This is a genomic window from Sulfitobacter sp. KMM 9851, assembly GCF_057178245.1.
Genome location: NZ_CM169991.1, coordinates 2,464,285 through 2,482,544 on the forward strand (window position 1 = coordinate 2,464,285; position 18,260 = coordinate 2,482,544).

The 18,260-nt window shown below is 61.9% G+C and carries 18 protein-coding genes; 9 read left to right on the forward strand and 9 right to left on the reverse strand.

The window, feature by feature from the left end; all coding sequences use genetic code 11:
• The first annotated feature begins 20 nt into the window (after positions 1-20).
• The gene (locus AC1965_RS12200; RefSeq protein WP_483884144.1) at positions 21-1,505 is read left to right on the forward strand and encodes a COG3904 family protein; all 1,485 of its coding nucleotides are present in this window, start codon (positions 21-23) and stop codon (positions 1,503-1,505) included.
• Positions 1,502-2,734 carry a caspase family protein gene (locus AC1965_RS12205; RefSeq protein ID WP_483884145.1) on the forward strand — a complete coding sequence of 411 codons (1,233 nt, stop codon included), beginning with the start codon at positions 1,502-1,504 and terminating at the stop codon, positions 2,732-2,734. The genes AC1965_RS12200 and AC1965_RS12205 overlap by 4 nt, the downstream gene beginning before the upstream one ends.
• Positions 2,735-2,871: 137 nt before the next feature.
• Here AC1965_RS12205 and AC1965_RS12210 read toward each other — a convergent pair whose 3' ends face one another.
• From AC1965_RS12210 to AC1965_RS12225, 4 genes are read right to left on the reverse strand one after another with little or no spacing between them, the layout of a single operon-like run.
• Positions 2,872-4,290 carry an SH3 domain-containing protein gene (locus tag AC1965_RS12210; protein ID WP_483884146.1) on the reverse strand — a complete coding sequence of 473 codons (1,419 nt, stop codon included), beginning with the start codon at positions 4,288-4,290 and terminating at the stop codon, positions 2,872-2,874.
• A gap of 1 nt (position 4,291) precedes the next feature.
• Positions 4,292-4,951, reverse strand: a complete 660-nt coding sequence (locus AC1965_RS12215; RefSeq protein ID WP_483884147.1) for an OmpA family protein — start codon at positions 4,949-4,951, stop codon at positions 4,292-4,294.
• A gap of 35 nt (positions 4,952-4,986) precedes the next feature.
• On the reverse strand, positions 4,987-8,451 hold the full coding sequence (locus tag AC1965_RS12220) for a c-type cytochrome (protein ID WP_483884148.1): 3,465 nt from the start codon (positions 8,449-8,451) through the stop codon (positions 4,987-4,989).
• Positions 8,452-8,463: 12 nt separating this feature from the next.
• Positions 8,464-9,732, reverse strand: a complete 1,269-nt coding sequence (locus AC1965_RS12225; RefSeq protein WP_483884149.1) for a ferredoxin reductase family protein — start codon at positions 9,730-9,732, stop codon at positions 8,464-8,466.
• Between the two features lie 626 nt (positions 9,733-10,358).
• Between AC1965_RS12225 and AC1965_RS12230 the strand changes: the two genes are divergently transcribed.
• The gene (locus tag AC1965_RS12230; RefSeq protein WP_483884150.1) at positions 10,359-11,336 is read left to right on the forward strand and encodes a response regulator; all 978 of its coding nucleotides are present in this window, start codon (positions 10,359-10,361) and stop codon (positions 11,334-11,336) included.
• Positions 11,337-11,493: 157 nt separating this feature from the next.
• Here AC1965_RS12230 and AC1965_RS12235 read toward each other — a convergent pair whose 3' ends face one another.
• Positions 11,494-11,844 (reverse strand): hypothetical protein, encoded by a 351-nt coding sequence (locus tag AC1965_RS12235; protein WP_483884151.1) that lies wholly within the window; start codon positions 11,842-11,844, stop codon positions 11,494-11,496.
• Between the two features lies 1 nt (position 11,845).
• A complete protein-coding gene (locus tag AC1965_RS12240; RefSeq protein WP_483884152.1) occupies positions 11,846-12,085 on the reverse strand; it encodes an Lrp/AsnC ligand binding domain-containing protein in 240 nt (79 codons plus the stop codon).
• A 182-nt stretch (positions 12,086-12,267) separates the two neighbouring features.
• Here AC1965_RS12240 and hisB point away from each other — a divergent pair, with 182 nt between their 5' ends.
• Together hisB and hisH are read left to right on the forward strand one after the other, a co-directional pair.
• Positions 12,268-12,855, forward strand: coding sequence for an imidazoleglycerol-phosphate dehydratase HisB (gene hisB, locus AC1965_RS12245; protein WP_483884153.1), 588 nt, complete (start codon positions 12,268-12,270; stop codon positions 12,853-12,855).
• 3 nt (positions 12,856-12,858) lie between these two features.
• Positions 12,859-13,497, forward strand: a complete 639-nt coding sequence (gene hisH, locus AC1965_RS12250) for an imidazole glycerol phosphate synthase subunit HisH (RefSeq protein WP_483884154.1) — start codon at positions 12,859-12,861, stop codon at positions 13,495-13,497.
• Between the two features lie 57 nt (positions 13,498-13,554).
• Here hisH and AC1965_RS12255 read toward each other — a convergent pair whose 3' ends face one another.
• On the reverse strand, positions 13,555-13,947 hold the full coding sequence (locus AC1965_RS12255) for a DUF2147 domain-containing protein (protein ID WP_483884155.1): 393 nt from the start codon (positions 13,945-13,947) through the stop codon (positions 13,555-13,557).
• A gap of 121 nt (positions 13,948-14,068) precedes the next feature.
• A complete protein-coding gene (locus AC1965_RS12260; RefSeq protein ID WP_483884156.1) occupies positions 14,069-14,464 on the reverse strand; it encodes a DUF2147 domain-containing protein in 396 nt (131 codons plus the stop codon).
• 187 nt (positions 14,465-14,651) lie between these two features.
• Between AC1965_RS12260 and hisA the strand changes: the two genes are divergently transcribed.
• The 4 genes from hisA to AC1965_RS12280 all read left to right on the forward strand — a co-directional run bounded on the left by hisA (position 14,652) and on the right by AC1965_RS12280 (position 17,591).
• Positions 14,652-15,371: a 1-(5-phosphoribosyl)-5-[(5-phosphoribosylamino)methylideneamino]imidazole-4-carboxamide isomerase gene (gene hisA, locus AC1965_RS12265; protein ID WP_483884157.1), complete on the forward strand. Its 720-nt coding sequence runs from the start codon at positions 14,652-14,654 to the stop codon at positions 15,369-15,371.
• A 511-nt stretch (positions 15,372-15,882) separates the two neighbouring features.
• Positions 15,883-16,197 (forward strand): hypothetical protein, encoded by a 315-nt coding sequence (locus AC1965_RS12270; protein ID WP_483884158.1) that lies wholly within the window; start codon positions 15,883-15,885, stop codon positions 16,195-16,197.
• A gap of 321 nt (positions 16,198-16,518) precedes the next feature.
• The gene (hisF, locus tag AC1965_RS12275) at positions 16,519-17,280 is read left to right on the forward strand and encodes an imidazole glycerol phosphate synthase subunit HisF (protein WP_483884159.1); all 762 of its coding nucleotides are present in this window, start codon (positions 16,519-16,521) and stop codon (positions 17,278-17,280) included.
• Positions 17,277-17,591, forward strand: coding sequence for a phosphoribosyl-ATP diphosphatase (locus AC1965_RS12280; RefSeq protein WP_483884160.1), 315 nt, complete (start codon positions 17,277-17,279; stop codon positions 17,589-17,591). Before hisF ends, AC1965_RS12280 begins: the two co-directional genes overlap by 4 nt.
• 198 nt (positions 17,592-17,789) lie before the next feature.
• Here AC1965_RS12280 and AC1965_RS12285 read toward each other — a convergent pair whose 3' ends face one another.
• Positions 17,790-18,257, reverse strand: a complete 468-nt coding sequence (locus AC1965_RS12285; RefSeq protein ID WP_483884161.1) for a CoA-binding protein — start codon at positions 18,255-18,257, stop codon at positions 17,790-17,792.
• Positions 18,258-18,260: the final 3 nt, after the last annotated feature.

Sequence of the window (18,260 nt, forward strand, 5' to 3'; positions counted from 1 at the left end):
TGCCCGGATACGCAAATCTGTTGGCATATTTAATCACAGAAAGCATTTTCATGGCCCCTGCGTGGTTCACCCGGCATTTTTCACCTCTCTGCGCAGCCTTGATCGCCCTATCGGCAGCGGTGCCCGCCACCGCCGGGACGCTAACCCCCAAGGTTGATCCCGTCATGGGGTGCTTTGTCGAACTATCGGGTGACATCACCGACGGCGACACCGACAGGGTCCGCCCGCTGATCGAGGCGATGCATGCGAGTGACGGCTACCAATACGCCGAAGATCAATACTCCCAGACCAAAGGGCGGGTCTGCCTGAACAGCGGCGGAGGGTCGCTGCTGGAAGGGGTGAAATTGGCCAGCTACTTTGCCGCCAATGGCGTTGGCACCGCCGTCGCGCGCGGCAATGCCTGCCTGTCGGCCTGCGCAGTGGCTTTTATGGGCGGCACCACCAGCTATGAAAACGACACCGGCTATCAGGCCGACAGGGTGCTGCACCCCTCAGCCCGGCTCGGCTTTCATTCGCCCAAACTCAGCGTCAGCGCAGGGCAATATGATGAAATCGCCGTGAACAAAGCCTATGTGATCGCACTGAAAAGCGTGGCGACCCTGTTGGAAATATCGCCGCAAATTCGCTTTGCAAATTCCCTGGCGACCCGGATGCTGGCGACCCCTGCCGACGACATGTACATTTTAACCACCGTGGGCGAGGCCGCGCGCTGGCGTATCGCCATCGCCCCGATCAAGGAACCCAAGGCGCTGACCCACGACGGCATGCTCTGGTCCTGCCGCCACGTCGATGCGGCCGATCTCGATTATAGCGACCGCGGCATCGCCTATGGCGACGGCACGGTTTCACGCGACGCCGATGGCACATGGTTGGGCGTTATGTCCGACGGTTTCCGCCAAGAAGGCGCGACTGGCTGCGAAATGTCCTTTACCCCGCTCAAGCCGAACCAACGTCCGCGCAGCGTGCCATCCGGCTGGGCGACGATCACAGGAAGCTATGTGCATACCTGGACCTACCAGACCTATGCCGCCGCAACCCCGATTACCGATCTGATCCTACCCGACGACACCCGTGCCGTTCTGCGCGGGCCCCAGGACCAACGCCGCACCCGGCAGTTTTCAGGGCGCTGCATCGTGTTCAAAGGCACGACCATCATGGACAACGATCCATGCAACTTGGCGCGGGTCCAACAGCGTGACACCGAAAAGCGCAGCCGCACCATAGACACCTTCATCTGGCCGTCAGGGGCGAAAACCGTGGTGGAAACCAACGACGGCCCACAATCGACGGAACGGGTCCAACTTAACGGTGCCGACACCGTAGCCGAGATATGGTCAGATGCCGGCAAGGCCCAGCGCGCGGTGGTCGAACGATACGCGGCACAGAACGGCAACAGCAGTCCTCTGGTGGTGTGCTGGCCAAACCCGGCCACCGGAAACCGGTTTTGCTATCTCGATTCAGTTGCCTCGCACCGCACCGAGTTTTTCGAGGAGATCGACGAATGAAACGCCTCACCTTCATCCTTCTCACGCTGCTGCTGCCGCTGGCCGCACATGCCGAAAACCGCATCGCGCTGGTGGTCGGCAATGGCGCCTACGAGGTTATCGGCCGGCTGCGTAATCCGGTCAACGATGCGCGTCTGATTGCGCAGTCCCTGCGCGACGTCGGCTTTGATGTGACCGAAGTTGTCGACCAGACCGAGGACCAGATGGGCGATACCATCGACGATTTCGTGGCCCGCGCCCGCGATGCCGACGTGGCGGCGGTCTATTATGCCGGGCATGGGCTGCAAAAAGATGGCGAAAATTACCTGATGCCGATTGACGCCGAACTGCGCAGCGAAAGCGCCATCTCGCGCGAGGGGATTGCGCTGAATGACCTGACGGCGGCGCTGGCGGACGTGCCGATCTCGATGATCTTTCTCGACGCCTGCCGCAACAACCCCTTTGCCGAAGCCCTGATGAGTGCTGCGGCCTCCGATGGGCGCAGCGCGGGGATCAAACGCGGACTGGCGGTGGTACGCACCCCCGGCGACATGCTGGTCACCTTTGCCACCCTGCCCAATACCGTGGCACTCGATGGCGCGGCAGACAATTCGCCCTTTGCCATCGCTCTGGCACAGCATATGGGCACGGCGGATGTCGAAGTGTCGGTGCTGATGAAACGTGTCACGGCCGATGTCATGACCGCCACCGGCAGCGAACAACGCCCCCAGCAACTGTCGCAGATGATGACGGAATTCTACTTTAACCGCAGCGCAGGCGGAGGCGCTGCGGCGCCCACCAAGGCCGCGAGTACCCCCGCCCCGGTCAGCGCACCCGAACGCGCGCTCTTGTCAGTCTACCCGCCCCGCGTGACGGTGGGCGAAGAGGTATCGGTGGTGGCCGACCTCGGCGCGGGCTGTACGCCGACGTTTTTCAACCTCTCACCGGGGCGCAAATTCACCCCGATCCCGCTGGAGTTCTTCAAGAAAACCAGCCTCGACAATGGCCAGATCCGGTTTGAAATCTCGCCCGGGTCACGGTTTGGTCTGGTGGTGCAGGAACAGGACGAACCGGGTGAAAACATCCTCGGCTATTTCTGCCCCCCCGCCAGCCTGACTGACCGCGAGGCGCAGAAATCCGTGCTGCGTGACATCGTTGGCCAGATCGCCAAGGGCACCGAAGACGGCAGCGTCCCCGCCCCGGGTCACGGCAATGTCGCTTATCAGGCACGTCCCTATGTGATCCACTGATCACACCAGCGCGCGCGCTCCCCTGAGCATATCTTTTGGACCATAAATACCCTCGGGGGGTCCGGGGGGGCTGGCCCCCCCGGGCAGAACGCCACGGGGTTCCGGGGGGGGGGCCGCCCCCCCCCCGATTGCGACCGTCAATCTGGCGCGCGAAACCCGCCCATGTTGCCGTCCGCGATGAAACGTGCCGAAATCCACCCCGGCTGCGCGCCATCCTGCACCTGAAACCACAGTGCCTGACTGTCCTGCGTCACGCGGCAATCGCTGACTGTGATCCCCTGCCCGTCACCCAACTCGCCTACTATGGCAGTATCCAGCCCCGGTTCTACGCGCATGTTCACTGCCGCGCGGGTGGTGCGCTGCCAGGTCTCATCGAATGCCCAGGCGATGCCGGTGCGGTCCTGAGACCATGCCGTAAAGCTGCGGTGGAACACACCACCGGGACAGCCCAGCGCATCGGCCAGCACCGCCACCGTCGCCAGCGTCTCGGGCGGCTCGGCCAAGGCGCACCACCGATCACCCGGATGGCTGCCATCGGCGCAAGGCACCGGCGTGCGCGTGACATTCAGCAGCAGACGTTGATCCGCTGTCACCCCGATCTGACAGCCCTCACCCGAGGTAAAGGACGCCGAATATCCGGCCCAGCGGCGTGCATCCGCGAACTCCGACAGCGTCACCTCGCGCGCGTCCGACGCTGACAGGAAATCATATTCATCCGTGACAATAGTTGTCTCGACCGTCGAGGCATGCAGCAAGGACCGGCACATTGCCTCCACCGCAGACATCGGCAGGGCGTATGCATACACCGGGTTGGCCAGCGGCCCGCTGGTGACCGGTAGAAATCCCAGATCAAGCGCGCGTTGTCCCGCGCGCACCTCAAAGAAGCTATCCGCCTCGCGATGGTTCAGCGCCTCTTGCACCAGGATTACCGGATTGGTTTTGTCGCGCAAAATTTCAGTATAGCTGGCCATGATGTCGTAAGTCAGGTTCATCACCTCGCGCACCTGCGCGGTCTGCGTCGCCACATGCTCTGGCAACGCCCCCATGTGAAAACCCAGGCGCGCGCCGGTCTCGATAAGCCGCGACGCGTCCGATCCTTCAAAATCGCGCAGGGTCGCCGCCAGCGCAAAGGCCATCGCGCAGGCTGACAAGCACGCGTCCCCGTCCAGCACATAGGTCGCAATCAGCGCCGGGTCCTGCGAACTCAGGTTATCCTTCAAAGCCTTGCCCAGCTTGATCCCTTCAAGGAAATTGCCGCCCGGACTGTCGAGCACCAGCACCCAGGCGTAAAACTTCCCCTCGTCCCACAGCGCTTGCTGCATCTGTGCCAGCTTTTCGGCATCGCCGGTTTCGATCACACCGCTCAGCCGAAAGACCCCGTAACCGGGCGGCGCGCCAGTTTGATCAACGCCCTGGAATGCCGCAACCGGCTGATACATCAACCGCAGCGCGTCAATATGCCCGCGCAGGTCATCGCGCCGCTCGATGGTGGCGGCAGCGGCTGCCGTCGCGCTCAGGATCAGGGCCACCGATAGGGCCAGAAGGCGGTGCATCATGTCACCGCGGGATCAGGACAAGTTGCACCCGGCGGTTCTGCGGCCCAGCCGGATCAGAGGGTGTTTTCAGCCGTGCAAACCCCAGCCCCGTGGCCGAGGTCCGCGCCAGCGGAATCCCGGCGGCCTGGCTGACGAAATAGGCAACTTCCTGTGCGCGGCGCTGGGACAGATCACGGTTATAGGCGTCCGATCCCACGGCGTCGGTATGGCCAATAAAAGCCAAGGTATAATCCGCAAATCTCGGATCGCGCAGCACGGTCGATAACTCAGCCAACCGCTGCGCCTGATCGCCCCGGATACCGGCGGAATTGTAGTCAAACAGGATTTCCATATCTATCGACGGCAACGCCTGCGCGGTATTTACCTGCTGCGCCTGCCCGGTGGTGCTGGTCGTTGTGGTCGCGACCTTTTCGCGGTCAATCACACCCAGGTTCACAACATCGTCGATCGACAGGCTGGCCCCCGACCGCAGTTCGGAATTGTTGCAGGCCGCCGGGTCCAGCAGGCAGGTTTCAATGTCGCTGTTGGCCGCCGTTGCCGCCGGGGCGCTGTCACCGCCCAGATCAAAGGATTCCAGCGTCAACTCCTGCGCCGATCCCGGCAGCGCCGCGCACAGCGCCAGCGCTGCCGCGTACCATATGGTCGTTTTCCGTTTCATCATCTTTCTCCCTCCCTTGAGACGCGCCAATACAGCGGTCAGGGGCTTACGTTAAAAGTTACAAAGTTCGTGGCGCTGTTGCCCTCGTCCTGCGACACGCGGTCTGCAGCCTCGATCGCGATGCCGCGCAGCAGGGTCTGCGACCGGCTTGCCGCGTAGTCCCTGACCGCGGCGGCATTCATCCGCGCCGCCCCCAGCCCGCCTTCGCGGCAGAACGCCAGCATCGTGTCGTTGATCCCCGGGCTGTCAAAGCGCAGCCTTAGCCCCGATCCGGGATAGGGGATTTCACGGGTTTCGCCCGCCTCAAGAAAGGCTGGCCCCAGCAGGTCTTGCGGCAACTCCTCGATCCCGTCCTGACCTTCGATATAGAAAATCTGCAATTCACAACGCCGGGTGCTGGTGACAGAAAAGCGCAGAAAATCACCCACGTGCACGTCGGTCTGGGGCACGCTAATCGCCAGTTTGACCCGGTCGCCCGCAGGGGGCGCCACGGCGGCGGGCATCGGCAGGCTGACAGCGGGGGCAAAGGTAATCTCGCCCTGCGCCGACAACCGGTCCACCACATCGCCCAACTGCGTCTCAAACCCGCCCGCACCGTAGCCGGCGACAGAATAACCGCCCTGTGGGCGATAGGCCCGCCATTCGGTCAGGCGCGGCAGGACATCGGCGTAATGGGCCACGATCTCGCTGCGGTGCAGTTTTGTGCCTGCGTCCAGCCGCGCGATCCAATCGCTCAGCAGCAGACCCAGTTGGGCATCACCGGTCTGCCGCGCACGGTCACGAAATGTCGGCACATCCAGGAAAAACTCACGCGCCAACCCGGCCAGATCGACAGTATCGAAATGCTTGTCCGCGAGGTAGGTCATGATCTCGCCCCCGCCCGCCGACATCGGTGCAGCAAGGCTGGTGGGCCGCCCGGTCGCCGACACTTCGGTTGCGTTCAACGCCCCCAGCGCGTCCAGAAACGCGGCTGAATCGCGGCGGTAGATCTCGCTTAGCTCCGCGTTGTCGATGTACATGTCCAGCAACATATCGCGCTGATCACGGTCAAACCTCTGCGCGGCTTCGATCACGTCGCGCAGCTGATCGCGTTTGGCAATCATGCCGTTGGCGTGGCAGTCGAAACACGAACGGGCGTTTTCGATCTCGACGCCCTTGCCGATCGGCTTGTTGCGAAACGACACGATAGATGCAGGCCCGACCAGCAGACGCGCGCCCAGATTTGTCGACAGATAATACCCCTGCAAGCCATTGGGCAGTGAAAAGATCATCTCGCCCCCGTCGTGGTGAAAGCCCTGCGTCCCGGTGCGGGTCTGGGGTAATTCAAACGGGCCATCGGGATGCAGGACCAGCGATTGCAGCCCGTCATCCCCGGCAAAATCATAGGATTTCCAGTAATACCCCCCCTGCGGCAGATCGAACCGTTCCAGCATCCGATTGTGATCGGATACACCAGAGGCACCAGGCAACATCGCCGCCCGGATCATCTGACCATCCAGGATGGCACGGTCCACGTCCAGCCCCAGCCGCGCCTCCAGATCGCGGATGTGATCGGTCAGGCCCAGGAACATATCGTAATAGGGTGCTTCGGACGCGAAATGCGTGAACCAGTCGGCCCGCATCACGGGCACCGGGGTCTGCGTGGCGCGCGCCATTGTGCCCAGCACCGGATCACTGTCAGGGTCGACCGCATAGGGATAGGGCGTGGCAAGATCCGCCCATGCCTCGGGCGAAAAACCCGACGCGCGGGCGTGGTCGGTATAGACACCCGTGGTCAGCGCGGCCCACATGTCGGCAGTCCAGCCATAGTCGCGCATGTCGATGCGCACGATAGCACCTTCGGTGCCCGCAACCGGCGTCACTGCCACCACGCGCGGCCCCCGCGATACCGAATTGATAAACTTGTTCAGCGCCGCATGCAGATAGACTATCGGATTGCGCCGCGCGCCACTGTCGGCACAGTCGATCTCGGCCAGCGGCGTGGCGGCAAAACTCATGTAGCGTATATACGGGCGGTCGCGCTCGGCCAGCGCGGCCAGGTCGGTTGCGATCGACAGCATCCGCGCCCCCCGCGTGCCGCCCGCGAACAGCGGATGGGTCGCGGCACCGTCGGACACGGCGGCCCCGGTCTCGCTCTCACTCTCGGTCTTGGGCGCGGCTGCGGATGCCGCTTCGGGCGGGGCCAGCCCTTCGATCCAACGGCGCAGGGTACCGACCTCATCGGCCGTCATCTTCTGGCCGAGTGGCATCCGATCTGATGCAATGGATTCGTACAGCGGCGAGGCGTCGGCGTTGCCCGGCACCACGATGCGCTTGTCGAACGGCATGTCGGCAATGTCGCCGGTGGGAAAGACCGCCGAATACGTCTTGCCGGGCGCATGACAGGACCGGCAATGGGTTTCGATCACCTGATCCGCCTGCCCCGTCAGCGCAGCGTCTGTCCCGGCGGGGGCCGTTGCGGCGGCGGGGACGCTGGCGGTCACTGCACCGCTTGCCTCACAATAGGCATCTACCCGCGCCACCAGCGCCTTGGCACCAGTGGTGTCTTTCAGCACATCCTCGACGGGCGGCGTGTCAGCCGATGCGGCAGTTTGTACGGGCGCGGCTGGCGGCAGCGTCGCAGGGTCCAGCGGACTGCCCGACAGATAGGCATAGATTGCGGCGCGGTCTGCAATCGGCAGCGTCGCCAGCTGCGCCGAAATGCGCCGCATCGCGGGCGCGGTCATCGGGTTGCCGTTCAGCTTGCGCCCTTCGGCCAGCGCCCCGTTAACAAAGGCCTCGGGCCCAAAGCTGGCGATGCGTTCGGCGCTGATATCGGGGGCGTAATCCCCCAGCAGGCCCACCTCGCCCATAAACGGGCGGTCGGCGTCCAGATCATAGCGAAACCCAAAGCCGGTGTCGCGCGGCGTGTGACATTCGGCGCAGTGGCCCACCGCCTCGACCAGATACTGCCCGCGTGCCATCTGTGGATCGGCAGGCGGGATCAAGGCATCGCGGTCGGATGTCCAGCCGTTGAGAATTTTCTGGCTGACAAAACTGATGTCATGCGGCTTTGACGGGGCATCGGACTGCGGCAGGTCCGCCATATACGCGCGCAGGTCCAGCGCATCTTCGGGGCGCATCCGCGCATAGGCGGCAAAGGGAAAGACCGCCCCGTAATAGCGGTGGCCGTCGGGGTCCATGCCCCCCAGTACCGCATTCAGGAACTCCGCGTTCGACCAGCCACCGATACCCGCGCTGGGATGTGCGGTAATGTTGGGCGCATAAAGATCGCCAAACTTGGTCGGGATCGCGCGGCCACCGGCCAACAGGTTCGCATCGCCCTCGGTGCCGTGACATGTGGCACAGCCGGCAGCGGCAAAGATCACCGCGCCATTTGCCGCATCTGCGTCGTAATCGGCAAAGTCACCTGCGCCAAACGCCCCCTGCCCGACCGCGGCACTGCCACTGACCGCCACGGCAAGCGACGACGTCAACAGTACAAAAAGGTTCAGTCGGGGCATGGCAAATCTATCCTATCGAAATTCAAATTCTTCGTAATGCAGGCTGGCGGGGCGCTGGCCCATCTGTTTCAGATCACGCAACATCGCCAGACGCATCGGGGCCGGGCCGCAAAACCAAAGGCCCGCCGCGTTAATCGGCATATCGACAATCTGCACCAGACGTTCGGCACTCAGACGGCCATCGGTTGTGCTGGCGTGCAGCGTGACGTGAAAACCGGGGCAGCGCCCTTCGGCGGCGCGCAGACGGTCAAGGCCCAGCGCCTCGTCCGCATCGCGCAGGCAATAAACCAATTCAATGCGCCGGCTGTCCTGCGCCGTCAGACTGTCGGCAAAGCTGAGAAATGGGGTGATCCCGATCCCCCCCGCCAGCCAGATCTGATTGGCCTCGCCCCGGCGAAAATCGAATCCCCCATAAGGGGCCTCGACCGACATGGTGTCGCCCTCGGCCACCGACGTCGCCACCTGCCGCGTATAATCGCCCAGCGCCCGTATCGACACCTGCACAGACCCGTCCGCCGCGATGCGCGACAGGGTAAAGGGGTGCGGCTCGCGCAGGCCACGCCGGTTGAAACGCACCACGGCAAACGACCCCGGCCGCGCCCCCGCTAACCCGCGTCGGCCAACCGGCGTGGCAGAAATGACCGTCGCCAGCTTGTGCCGCTCCACCGTGTCGACGCGAAACCGCCGCCGCCGCAACGGGGCCAGCACCTGCGTATAGACAAAAGACCCGATGCCCAGCGCAGCCATCACGACCAGATACTGCGCCGTCAGCGCATTGGCGTCAAACGGCACTTTGACAAACAACTGGTGCAGCGTCAGGGCGACAAAAACCAGCCCCAGCGCCCGATGGGTCCAGCGCCAAATATGATAGGGCAGCAGGTCGCGCCGCAGCCGCGGCACCCGTTTGATCCAAGACAGCAACAACAGCGCCAGCAGCACCCAGAACGCATATTTCGCAATATCAACCGACGTCTTGGCCAGCCCCGTCGCCACGATCTGTCCATCAAGGTCCATACCGACAAATTTATGAAACAAGATCAGGGGCAGCACCGCAATTCCGGTCCATTTATGCACCTGATACAGTCGGTCCAGCCCCCCGGCGAGGCGGTGCACCACCGGCGGGCGCGTCGCCAGAAACAGGTTGAGCGCCATCAGGCAATAGGCCGACGCCCCGGCACACAGCGCGGCCACGCTTTGCACATTGGCCCGCCCCGCATCCAGCAGGATCAAAGCCCAAGGCACCACAACCCCAATAAACAAAACTGTGGCAAAGACGGGCAAAATCTAAAATCCTCTCGGCGGCAATATTACATAACCTGCGACAAAGCCCGATTCTGATCAATGCTAACAAGATGAAATTTCGTGATTTTCGCGCTGTTGTCACCGCAGCCACGCAAAATTCACGCAGGACTAGAAAACCTCGGTGCGATACCGCGGTGCGGGCTTTCATGCGGCCAATAGCCTGCCGCGCGGCCCGCATGGCTCAATACTTGCGGATCTGGTCAATCAACGCGCATTACCTCCCGCAGCGTCCATGGTGGCCACGAATAGAGGCCGCGCAAAGGCAGTGCCGACCGTAAAACCACCGCTTGATCAGCCTGAAATTAGCAAAAACGCCCCGTTCTTGCCCTGTTCTGCGCGTAAGCTCCTCTTGGCGGTGGCAGTGGCAACACGTAGACCTACCAAATCTGGGGGATCAACCTATGAAACACCCCAGAGTTATGTATCATCAGGGCATAATCCGGCAAAATTCCGCTGAAATCGGACCCGCCGACGAAGAATTCCACATGCTGCAACTAAAAGTAGAAGTCCTGTCACAATTTCGCCCATTTTCTCAGGCCAAATCGTTAACAGGACATAAACGCTCACAAATCCGCCCTGTCCCGCAGTACAAAGAGGTAGCCACCATGAGAATCCTTGCCGTCGACGATGATCCATTTATACTGGAACTGCTTCCGGTGGTGTTTCGCCAGGCCGATTTCCCATTTGTGAGCGTTGCCTCCTCGGGTCCTGCTGCGCTGGCCATGCTGGCCGACCCGGACGAAGAATTTGATTGCCTGCTGCTTGACATCGAAATGCCCGACATGGACGGCATCACCCTGTGCCGCCATATCCGCAACCTGCCCAACTATTCCAACAAGCCGATCCTGATGCTGACGTCGAAATCCGATGCCGCCTCGATCGAACGTGCCTTTTCGGCGGGGGCGAACGACTACATCACGAAACCCTTTGACGTCAAAGACATCGCAACGCGGATCAAAGTGGCGGAACGGATGTTGGAAAACACTGACAAAGCCCCGCGTCTTGACCCAAGGGTCATGGACGATGCTGCCCGGCCCGGCGTGCATGATTTCGACGTCGAAGATCCGGTGCATATCCACGGTGTCAGCCAATTGGTGCTGCCGTTTTCGCTGGGCAACTATCTGTCACAACTGTCGCGCAACCATCTGGACATTTGTCAGGTCTTTGCCGCCAAGATCGAAGGTATTGATGCGCTGTATGCAAATTGCACCAGCCGTGAATTTGCCGTCGCCGTGGCCGCAGCGGCCCGCGCCATCGCCAAGGTGGTCGATTGCCCCGAACTTCTGATGACGCATAACGGCAGTGGCACGTTGCTTTGTATCGTGACCGGCGACACCCTGCCCACATGGCCCGAGATCGAAGATTTGATCCAAGCCGCCTTGAATGACGAGGCCCCGCGGCACGGCGATGGTCGCGAGATGCAGGTCACACTGTCCGTCGGCGGGCCGATCCACCCCAACGCCAGCCGAACCCAGCGCGTCAGAAAGACATTCGACCGCGCCATTCGCCGGGTGGCGATGCGCCAGAAGGTCAAGCTGAACACCCCCGCGCCCGAAACACCGACGGTCTCTGCCGCGCACTAAAACGCCAAACAGGGGCGCCCCCCCGCGCAACAGCCATCATGTTACAATAAACCTCAGTCGCTGGTCGGCTGAGGTTTGTTTTTGGGGTGGTCACCTTTTGCCCGGCGCTGCACATCGCCCAAACTCGGCCGTGCCCCGTCGGCACCGCCCGCCGCCGTCAGTTGATCGGAAACTGCTTCAGGCACTGCCCGGCATTGCGGCGGTAATCCTCCAGCGTGTCGACCACGCCCCGGCGGTCACGCATCTGCACCATCGCCGCCTTTTTCTGCCGCCATGTCCCGCTGACGTGGCGATCCAGGATGCGCACGGTGATGCCCAGGATCACCTCTTTTTCGTCCTCGCCAATCAGCTCTGCTGCCGACAGCGCCACCGCCGTCAACGCCAGCGTATTGGCACAGCGCAGCGCCGCCGCCTCATTGCCCTCATAGACACGACCGGCACTGGCCTGCGCGGGCATCACAACCGCCAGCCCCGCAATCAGCCCCAACAGCGGGGCGATACGGCGCACCTCAAAAAACCTTGAACGTCATGGTTGTCAGCGACCGTTCGATGCCTTCGATGTCCAGCAAATGATCATTGATATACACCCCCACGTCCTCGCCCTTGGGGATATAAAGCTTCATCAGCAGGTCATAGTCACCCGAGGTGGAATACAGCTCGGAATGGATTTCGCGCAGGGCGATATCTTCGGCCACGCGGTAGGTCGTACCGGGGCGGCAACGGATCTGGATAAAGACACAAGTTGTCATGGGAGGCCTCTTTCGTGTTCCGCTCAGCGTCCCATATGGCGGCGTTGGCCGCAATCCCTGTTTCGGTCCCAACCCGATCACGATGTGCGGCGGCAACGGTCACGGCAACCCGGCCCGCACGGGGCTTGGCGTGGCGGCGCGCACTGGTATAAGGGCCGCAACACCAGCCCCGGAGAAGCCCCATGCGCACCGCCACCCTGACCCGCACCACCGCCGAGACCAACATCAAGGTCGAGATCAATCTTGACGGCACCGGCGTCTATGACAACCAGACCGGCGTCGGCTTTTTCGATCACATGCTGGACCAGCTGTCGCGCCACTCGCTGATCGACATGACTGTGCGCGCCAAGGGCGATCTGCACATCGACGATCACCACACCGTCGAAGACGTGGGCATCGCCATCGGTCAGGCGCTGACCCAGGCGCTTGGCGACAAACGTGGCATTCGGCGCTATGGCGCCTGCCTGCTGGCGATGGACGACGCGCAGCTGCGCACTGCCCTTGACCTGTCGGCGCGCCCGTTTCTGATCTGGAACGTGGATTTCCCCACCGCCAAGATCGGCACGTTTGACACCGAACTGGTGCGCGAATTCTTTCAGGCGCTCAGCACCCATGGCGGCATCACGCTGCACGTCGATGCGCTGCACGGGATCAACAGCCACCACATCGCCGAAGCGGCGTTCAAATCCGTCGCCCGCGCCCTGCGCGAGGCGGTCGAAACCGACCCGCGCACCGCTGATGCCGTGCCCTCCACCAAAGGCGCGCTGTAACAGATGCTGACTGCGATCATCGACTACGAATCCGGCAATCTTCATTCCGCCCACAAGGCGTTTGAACGCATGGCCCGCGAGGTCGACGCAGGCGAGGTTGTCGTGACCGCCGACGCCGACGTCGTCGCAAGCGCCGACCGTCTGGTGTTGCCCGGCGATGGGGCATTCCCCGCCTGTATGGAAGCGCTCAAAGGCGCCAGCGGCTTGCACGACGCCATGGTCGAAGCGGTCGAAACCCAAGGCCGCCCGTTTCTGGGTATCTGTGTCGGGATGCAGCTCATGGCCAGCATGGGCCGCGAATACCGCGATACCCCCGGCCTTGGCTGGATCGCGGGCGAGGTGACGGCGATCACCCCCGCTGATCCCGCGCTGAAGGTGCCGCACATGGGCTGGAACGATCTGGTGATCGACCATCCGCACGCCGTGTTCGAAGGGCTAAGCACCGGGGACCACGCCTATTTCGTGCACTCCTACCATATGGCGGTGACAAACCCAGCTGAGCGTCTGGCACATGTGGATTATGCGGGCGACGTGACGGCCATCATCGGGCGGGACACGATGCTGGGCATGCAATTCCACCCCGAGAAAAGCCAGACCACCGGCCTGCGCCTGATCGCGAACTTTTTGAACTGGAAACCATAAGGACCATTGCCTGCCGCTTGTGACTGGCTTGTGACGGGCGGGTGGCCTCGATAGTCCTTACCGCAGCCGCGTCCAGACCTCGTCACGGCAGTTGTCCCCGTCACAGGTATGCAGCTTCATCCGGTTGCCCTGCACCTGCATCCGCGTGTCCAACATGCGGTTGCGCGCTGGCTCCCACAGGCGGCCCGAATAGCTGCCATCGCCCTGTGGCACCATATCCCAGACGATCTTGCGCCCTACGAAACTGGACGGCGTATCATAGCCGCGCCGGTCCTTGGTCCGCTCAACCCGGCCACATAGGGCGTCGCCACAGGGTTTGGTGCGCACATGCACCACGAGCCCCGACCGGTCCGGGGCCGATTTCCACAGACCCAACGGCACGTCGGCCTGCGCAACAGCGGCGCCACTGACCAAAAATGCACTCAATATAGATATTTTACAAAAAGACATTGCATCACTCCCCCAAGCGATACCCGGCCTTTATCCGCTGCCCGAATAGGCAGCCCAAAGGCGCAGACCTAGCATAGACCTGCGCCCTGAGTCGTTCAATTGATTTCTAAAACGCGGGGGGTTACTTAACCCGCTGCCAAGTACCACCGCTCCGGCAAACACCCAGTACGCAGCCCTTCACATTCAGTGAATTGCCCGACAGCACCAGCTTGCCGCCGTAGGTCTTGTCGCGGTCTGGCGAATAGACCTTGCCGCCACCATAGTTGCCGCCGCCTTCATTCTTCATGTCCCAGATCATCTTGCGACCCTGGTTTTTAGACTTGAACGGCTTGTTGTTGGCATCAAAGGACTTTTCCAACGTGCCACAGATCGCCGCGCCGCATTCCACCACCTTGATCTGGCCGGAATTGCCGTTGTCATCCTTGATGGTCTGCCAGGTGCCAACGATCGGGTCCGCCGCATAGGCTGCCCCCGCCATGCTGATCCCCAGTATCGCCGCTGCAAATAGTTGTTTCATGATCTCTCCTCCCGATCTGCCACAACTCTGCGCCAACACAAATCATCCGGCAAGATTGACCTTAGGACACAAACCACAAAACGTTGTGCAACCTGCGCAAGGTTTTGCGATCTGCGCCCTGGGTCGCGTTGCATAATCTGCCGCTACGTGCAAAACCCCGCCCAAACTCAGCACAAAGGGCCGCGCCATGATCCTCTACCCCGCGATTGATCTCAAAGACGGCCAGGCCGTGCGTCTGGTCCATGGCGACATGGACCGCGCCACCGTGTTCAACGAAGACCCCGCCGCACAGGCCGCCGCCTTCGTCGATGCAGGCTGCGAATGGCTGCATCTGGTCGATCTCAACGGCGCATTTGCCGGCACGCCCGTCAACGCCGCCCCGGTCGAAGCGATCCTGAAACGCTGCAAAGTGCCCGCCCAACTGGGCGGCGGCATCCGTGACATGGCCACGATCGAGGCATGGTTGGATAAGGGCCTTGCCCGTGTCATCCTCGGCACCGTCGCCGTGGAAAATCCCGATCTGGTGCGCGAGGCCGCCGCCGCTTTCCCCGGTCAGGTTGCGGTGGGCATCGACGCGCGCGAAGGCCGCGTGGCGACCAAAGGCTGGGCGACCGAAACCGATGTCATGGTCACCGATCTCGCACGCTCGTTCGAGGACGCAGGCGTTGCCGCGATCATCTACACCGACATCATGCGCGATGGCGCGATGGGGGGGCCAAACATTGACGCCACCGCCGCACTGGCCCGCGCCGTGTCGATCCCGGTGATCGCCTCGGGCGGCGTGTCGTCTCTGGCCGATCTGGTGGCCCTGCGCGACACCGGCGTGATCTCAGGCGCAATCTCTGGCCGCGCGCTCTATGACGGCGCGATTGACTTGGGTGAAGCCTTGGCCGCCCTCGCCGACTGATTCCTCGCTCTGCCAACGGCCCGGAATCAAGCCGCAGGTGCCGGGCCATCGCCTGCCCGTCGCTCCCTTTAATGCGCACCGTTGGTGTGACGGGCTGACGATCTCAAAACCCCATTTAACCACGCGCACCATGTAACGCCCATACTGCCGACGGCCCGGAACAAGCGTAGCGCCGGGCCATCGCCTGCCCGCCCCACGGGGAGGCGATATAGATAGGCTGGGCGCACCTCTGATAACTCCCACCAAGGCTGCACTATAAAGCGGGGCGGATCAGCGTATTGGGTCGCCTGCCCGTCGCACCAAAGGTGCGCCATTCACGTTGGCACGCCTTTGGCGTGACGGGCAGGCGATGGCCCTCGGTTCGGATGTTACTTCGGGCGCCAAACAGGGTGTTTTTCCAATTGGCTCGAAGGACCGCTATGCGGACGAAGCCGCCCTTACCGACGCACTAGTCTAGCCTCAGTATCAGGCTAAAGTGGCCATTCAACTAATCGAAACAAGGGCACCATTCATGGCAGAGATACTTGAGCTTGTCGTGGCGTTCTTAGCGATGTGGATATATGGCACTGAAGATAATCCCAAGCATCCCTTCTGGCGAAATAGCGTAAGAATAATCGCATTCTCAGGGGTTTTTGTCTCAACGGCAGGCTTTTTAGGCTTGCTCGGGAACTTCGAGTTTCCTTTTCTCATCACTCTCATCTGGAGTTTTTGTTCTCTGATCGTCATTTCTGGAGAGTACTATGTGGGATCAAAGAAACTTTGTTTGGCAGCATTTATTGCATATTCGATTTGGTTGGCCGTCGCCATTGCTACAGAATTTTCATAAGGCGCTCTAGGGCTCAAACCAGACCCTCGCCACATCCAGCGCCTGTCCCCCGTCCATGGCACAGCCTCCGCGCCATGCGCACCACGTAACCCTTCGTGAACAAACCCACCGCGCGCGCCGTTAACCCCGCCCTCCGATGTCCCGCCGCTGTACGGCTGCTGTACAGGCTCTGTACAGAATACGCATGGCCAAACCCCTGCTTTTCAGGCCGTTGACCCTGTTTAGCGGCCCCTCCGTTGCGCCGCCCACCGATCGTTGCGTGCCACACCCTCGAACACCATCGCACTTGCCCCCCTCTGCGCACCCCGCTACATCACTCCCATGTTGAAAACCCGCATCATCCCCTGCCTTGATGTCGCCGATGGCCGCGTGGTCAAAGGCGTGAACTTTGTCGGCCTGCGCGACGCCGGTGATCCCGTCGATGCCGCCATCGCATACGACGCCGCAGGCGCGGATGAGCTATGTTTTCTTGATATTCACGCCACCCATGAAAACCGCGGCACCATGTTTGATCTGGTCCGCCGCACGGCTGAACACTGCTATATCCCGCTGACCGTGGGCGGCGGTGTGCGCACCGCGGCCGACGTGCGCGCCCTGCTGCTGGCCGGGGCGGATAAGGTCAGTTTCAATTCTGCTGCTGTGGCCGACCCCGATGTGATCGCCCGTGCGGCGGATCAATTTGGCAGCCAATGCATCGTCTGCGCCATCGACGCCAAGACCGTAAGCCCCGGAAAATGGGAGATTTTTACCCACGGCGGCCGCAAACCCACCGGCATCGACGCGGTTGAATTTGCACAGCTCGTCACGGCCAAGGGCGCGGGTGAAATCCTGCTGACGTCAATGGACCGCGACGGCACCAAACAGGGGTTCAACCTGCCCCTGACCCGCGCCATTTCCGATGCCGTCAGCGTGCCTGTCATCGCCTCTGGCGGGGTGGGAAATCTGGATCATCTGGTTGACGGTGTGATCAAAGGTCACGCCTCTGCGGTGCTGGCCGCATCGATCTTTCACTTTGGCGAATTCACCGTGGCACAGGCCAAACGCCATATGGCCGCCGCCGGCATCCCCGTGAGGCTGACATGACCCTGAATGATCTCTACACCACTATTTTAGAACGCAAATCCGCTGACCCGGACAGCAGCTGGACCGCGCAATTGCTGGCCAAAGGCCCAGAAAAATGCGCCGAGAAATTTGGCGAAGAAGCCATCGAAGCCATCATCGAAGCCGTCAAAGGCGACCGCGCAGCGCTCACGTCAGAGGCGGCGGATGTGCTGTATCACCTGCTGGTGATGCTGGCCGCGCGTGATGTCCCGTTGGACGATGTGCTGGCCGAGCTGGCCCGCCGCCAGACGCAATCGGGCCTTTCGGAAAAGGCTTCGCGCACAAAGGGTTAATCCCGCGGCGCTGGCTATTCTCCGATTTCGCGTTCGATTTCTTCACGTGGCGGTGTGCAGCCGCTGGCCGACCCCAATGCGACGATTAAAACAAGGCCCAGAAACACCGCCTTTACCGTTATGTTCAACATCCCGCGTCCCCCTCTGAGATGATCAGATGGGCGTAGCATAGCATAAATCGCCCCTGTTTTCACGGGGCTAGAGTTTGCTCGATATCACGCCCGTGGCAAATCCGCCCTGACGCAGCTCACCGAACAGCCGCTGATATTCGATCTTCGGACAGCGGTTCTGGATCACCGTCACGCCGCGCGCCTCGGCCTGTGCGGCCGCTTTGCCATGTTCCACGCCGATTTGCATCCAGATGGTCTGGAGGTCTGGAAACGCCGCCAGCGCCTCTTCTACGATGCCAGGCACCGCGTCAGAACGGCGAAAGATATCGACCATATCCACCGGCGTTTCGATGTCAGACAGTGCACCAACCACAGTTTTGCCAAACAGTGTCTCGCCGCTGTGCATCGGGTTTACCGGCACCACGTGATACCCCTTAAGGTCTAGATAACGCGCGACAAAATAGCTCGGGCGCACAGGGTTCATCGACACGCCCACCACGGCAATGCGGCGCGCACGGGTCAGAACATCTTTCAGCAGGGCATCGGAATATGTCATCGG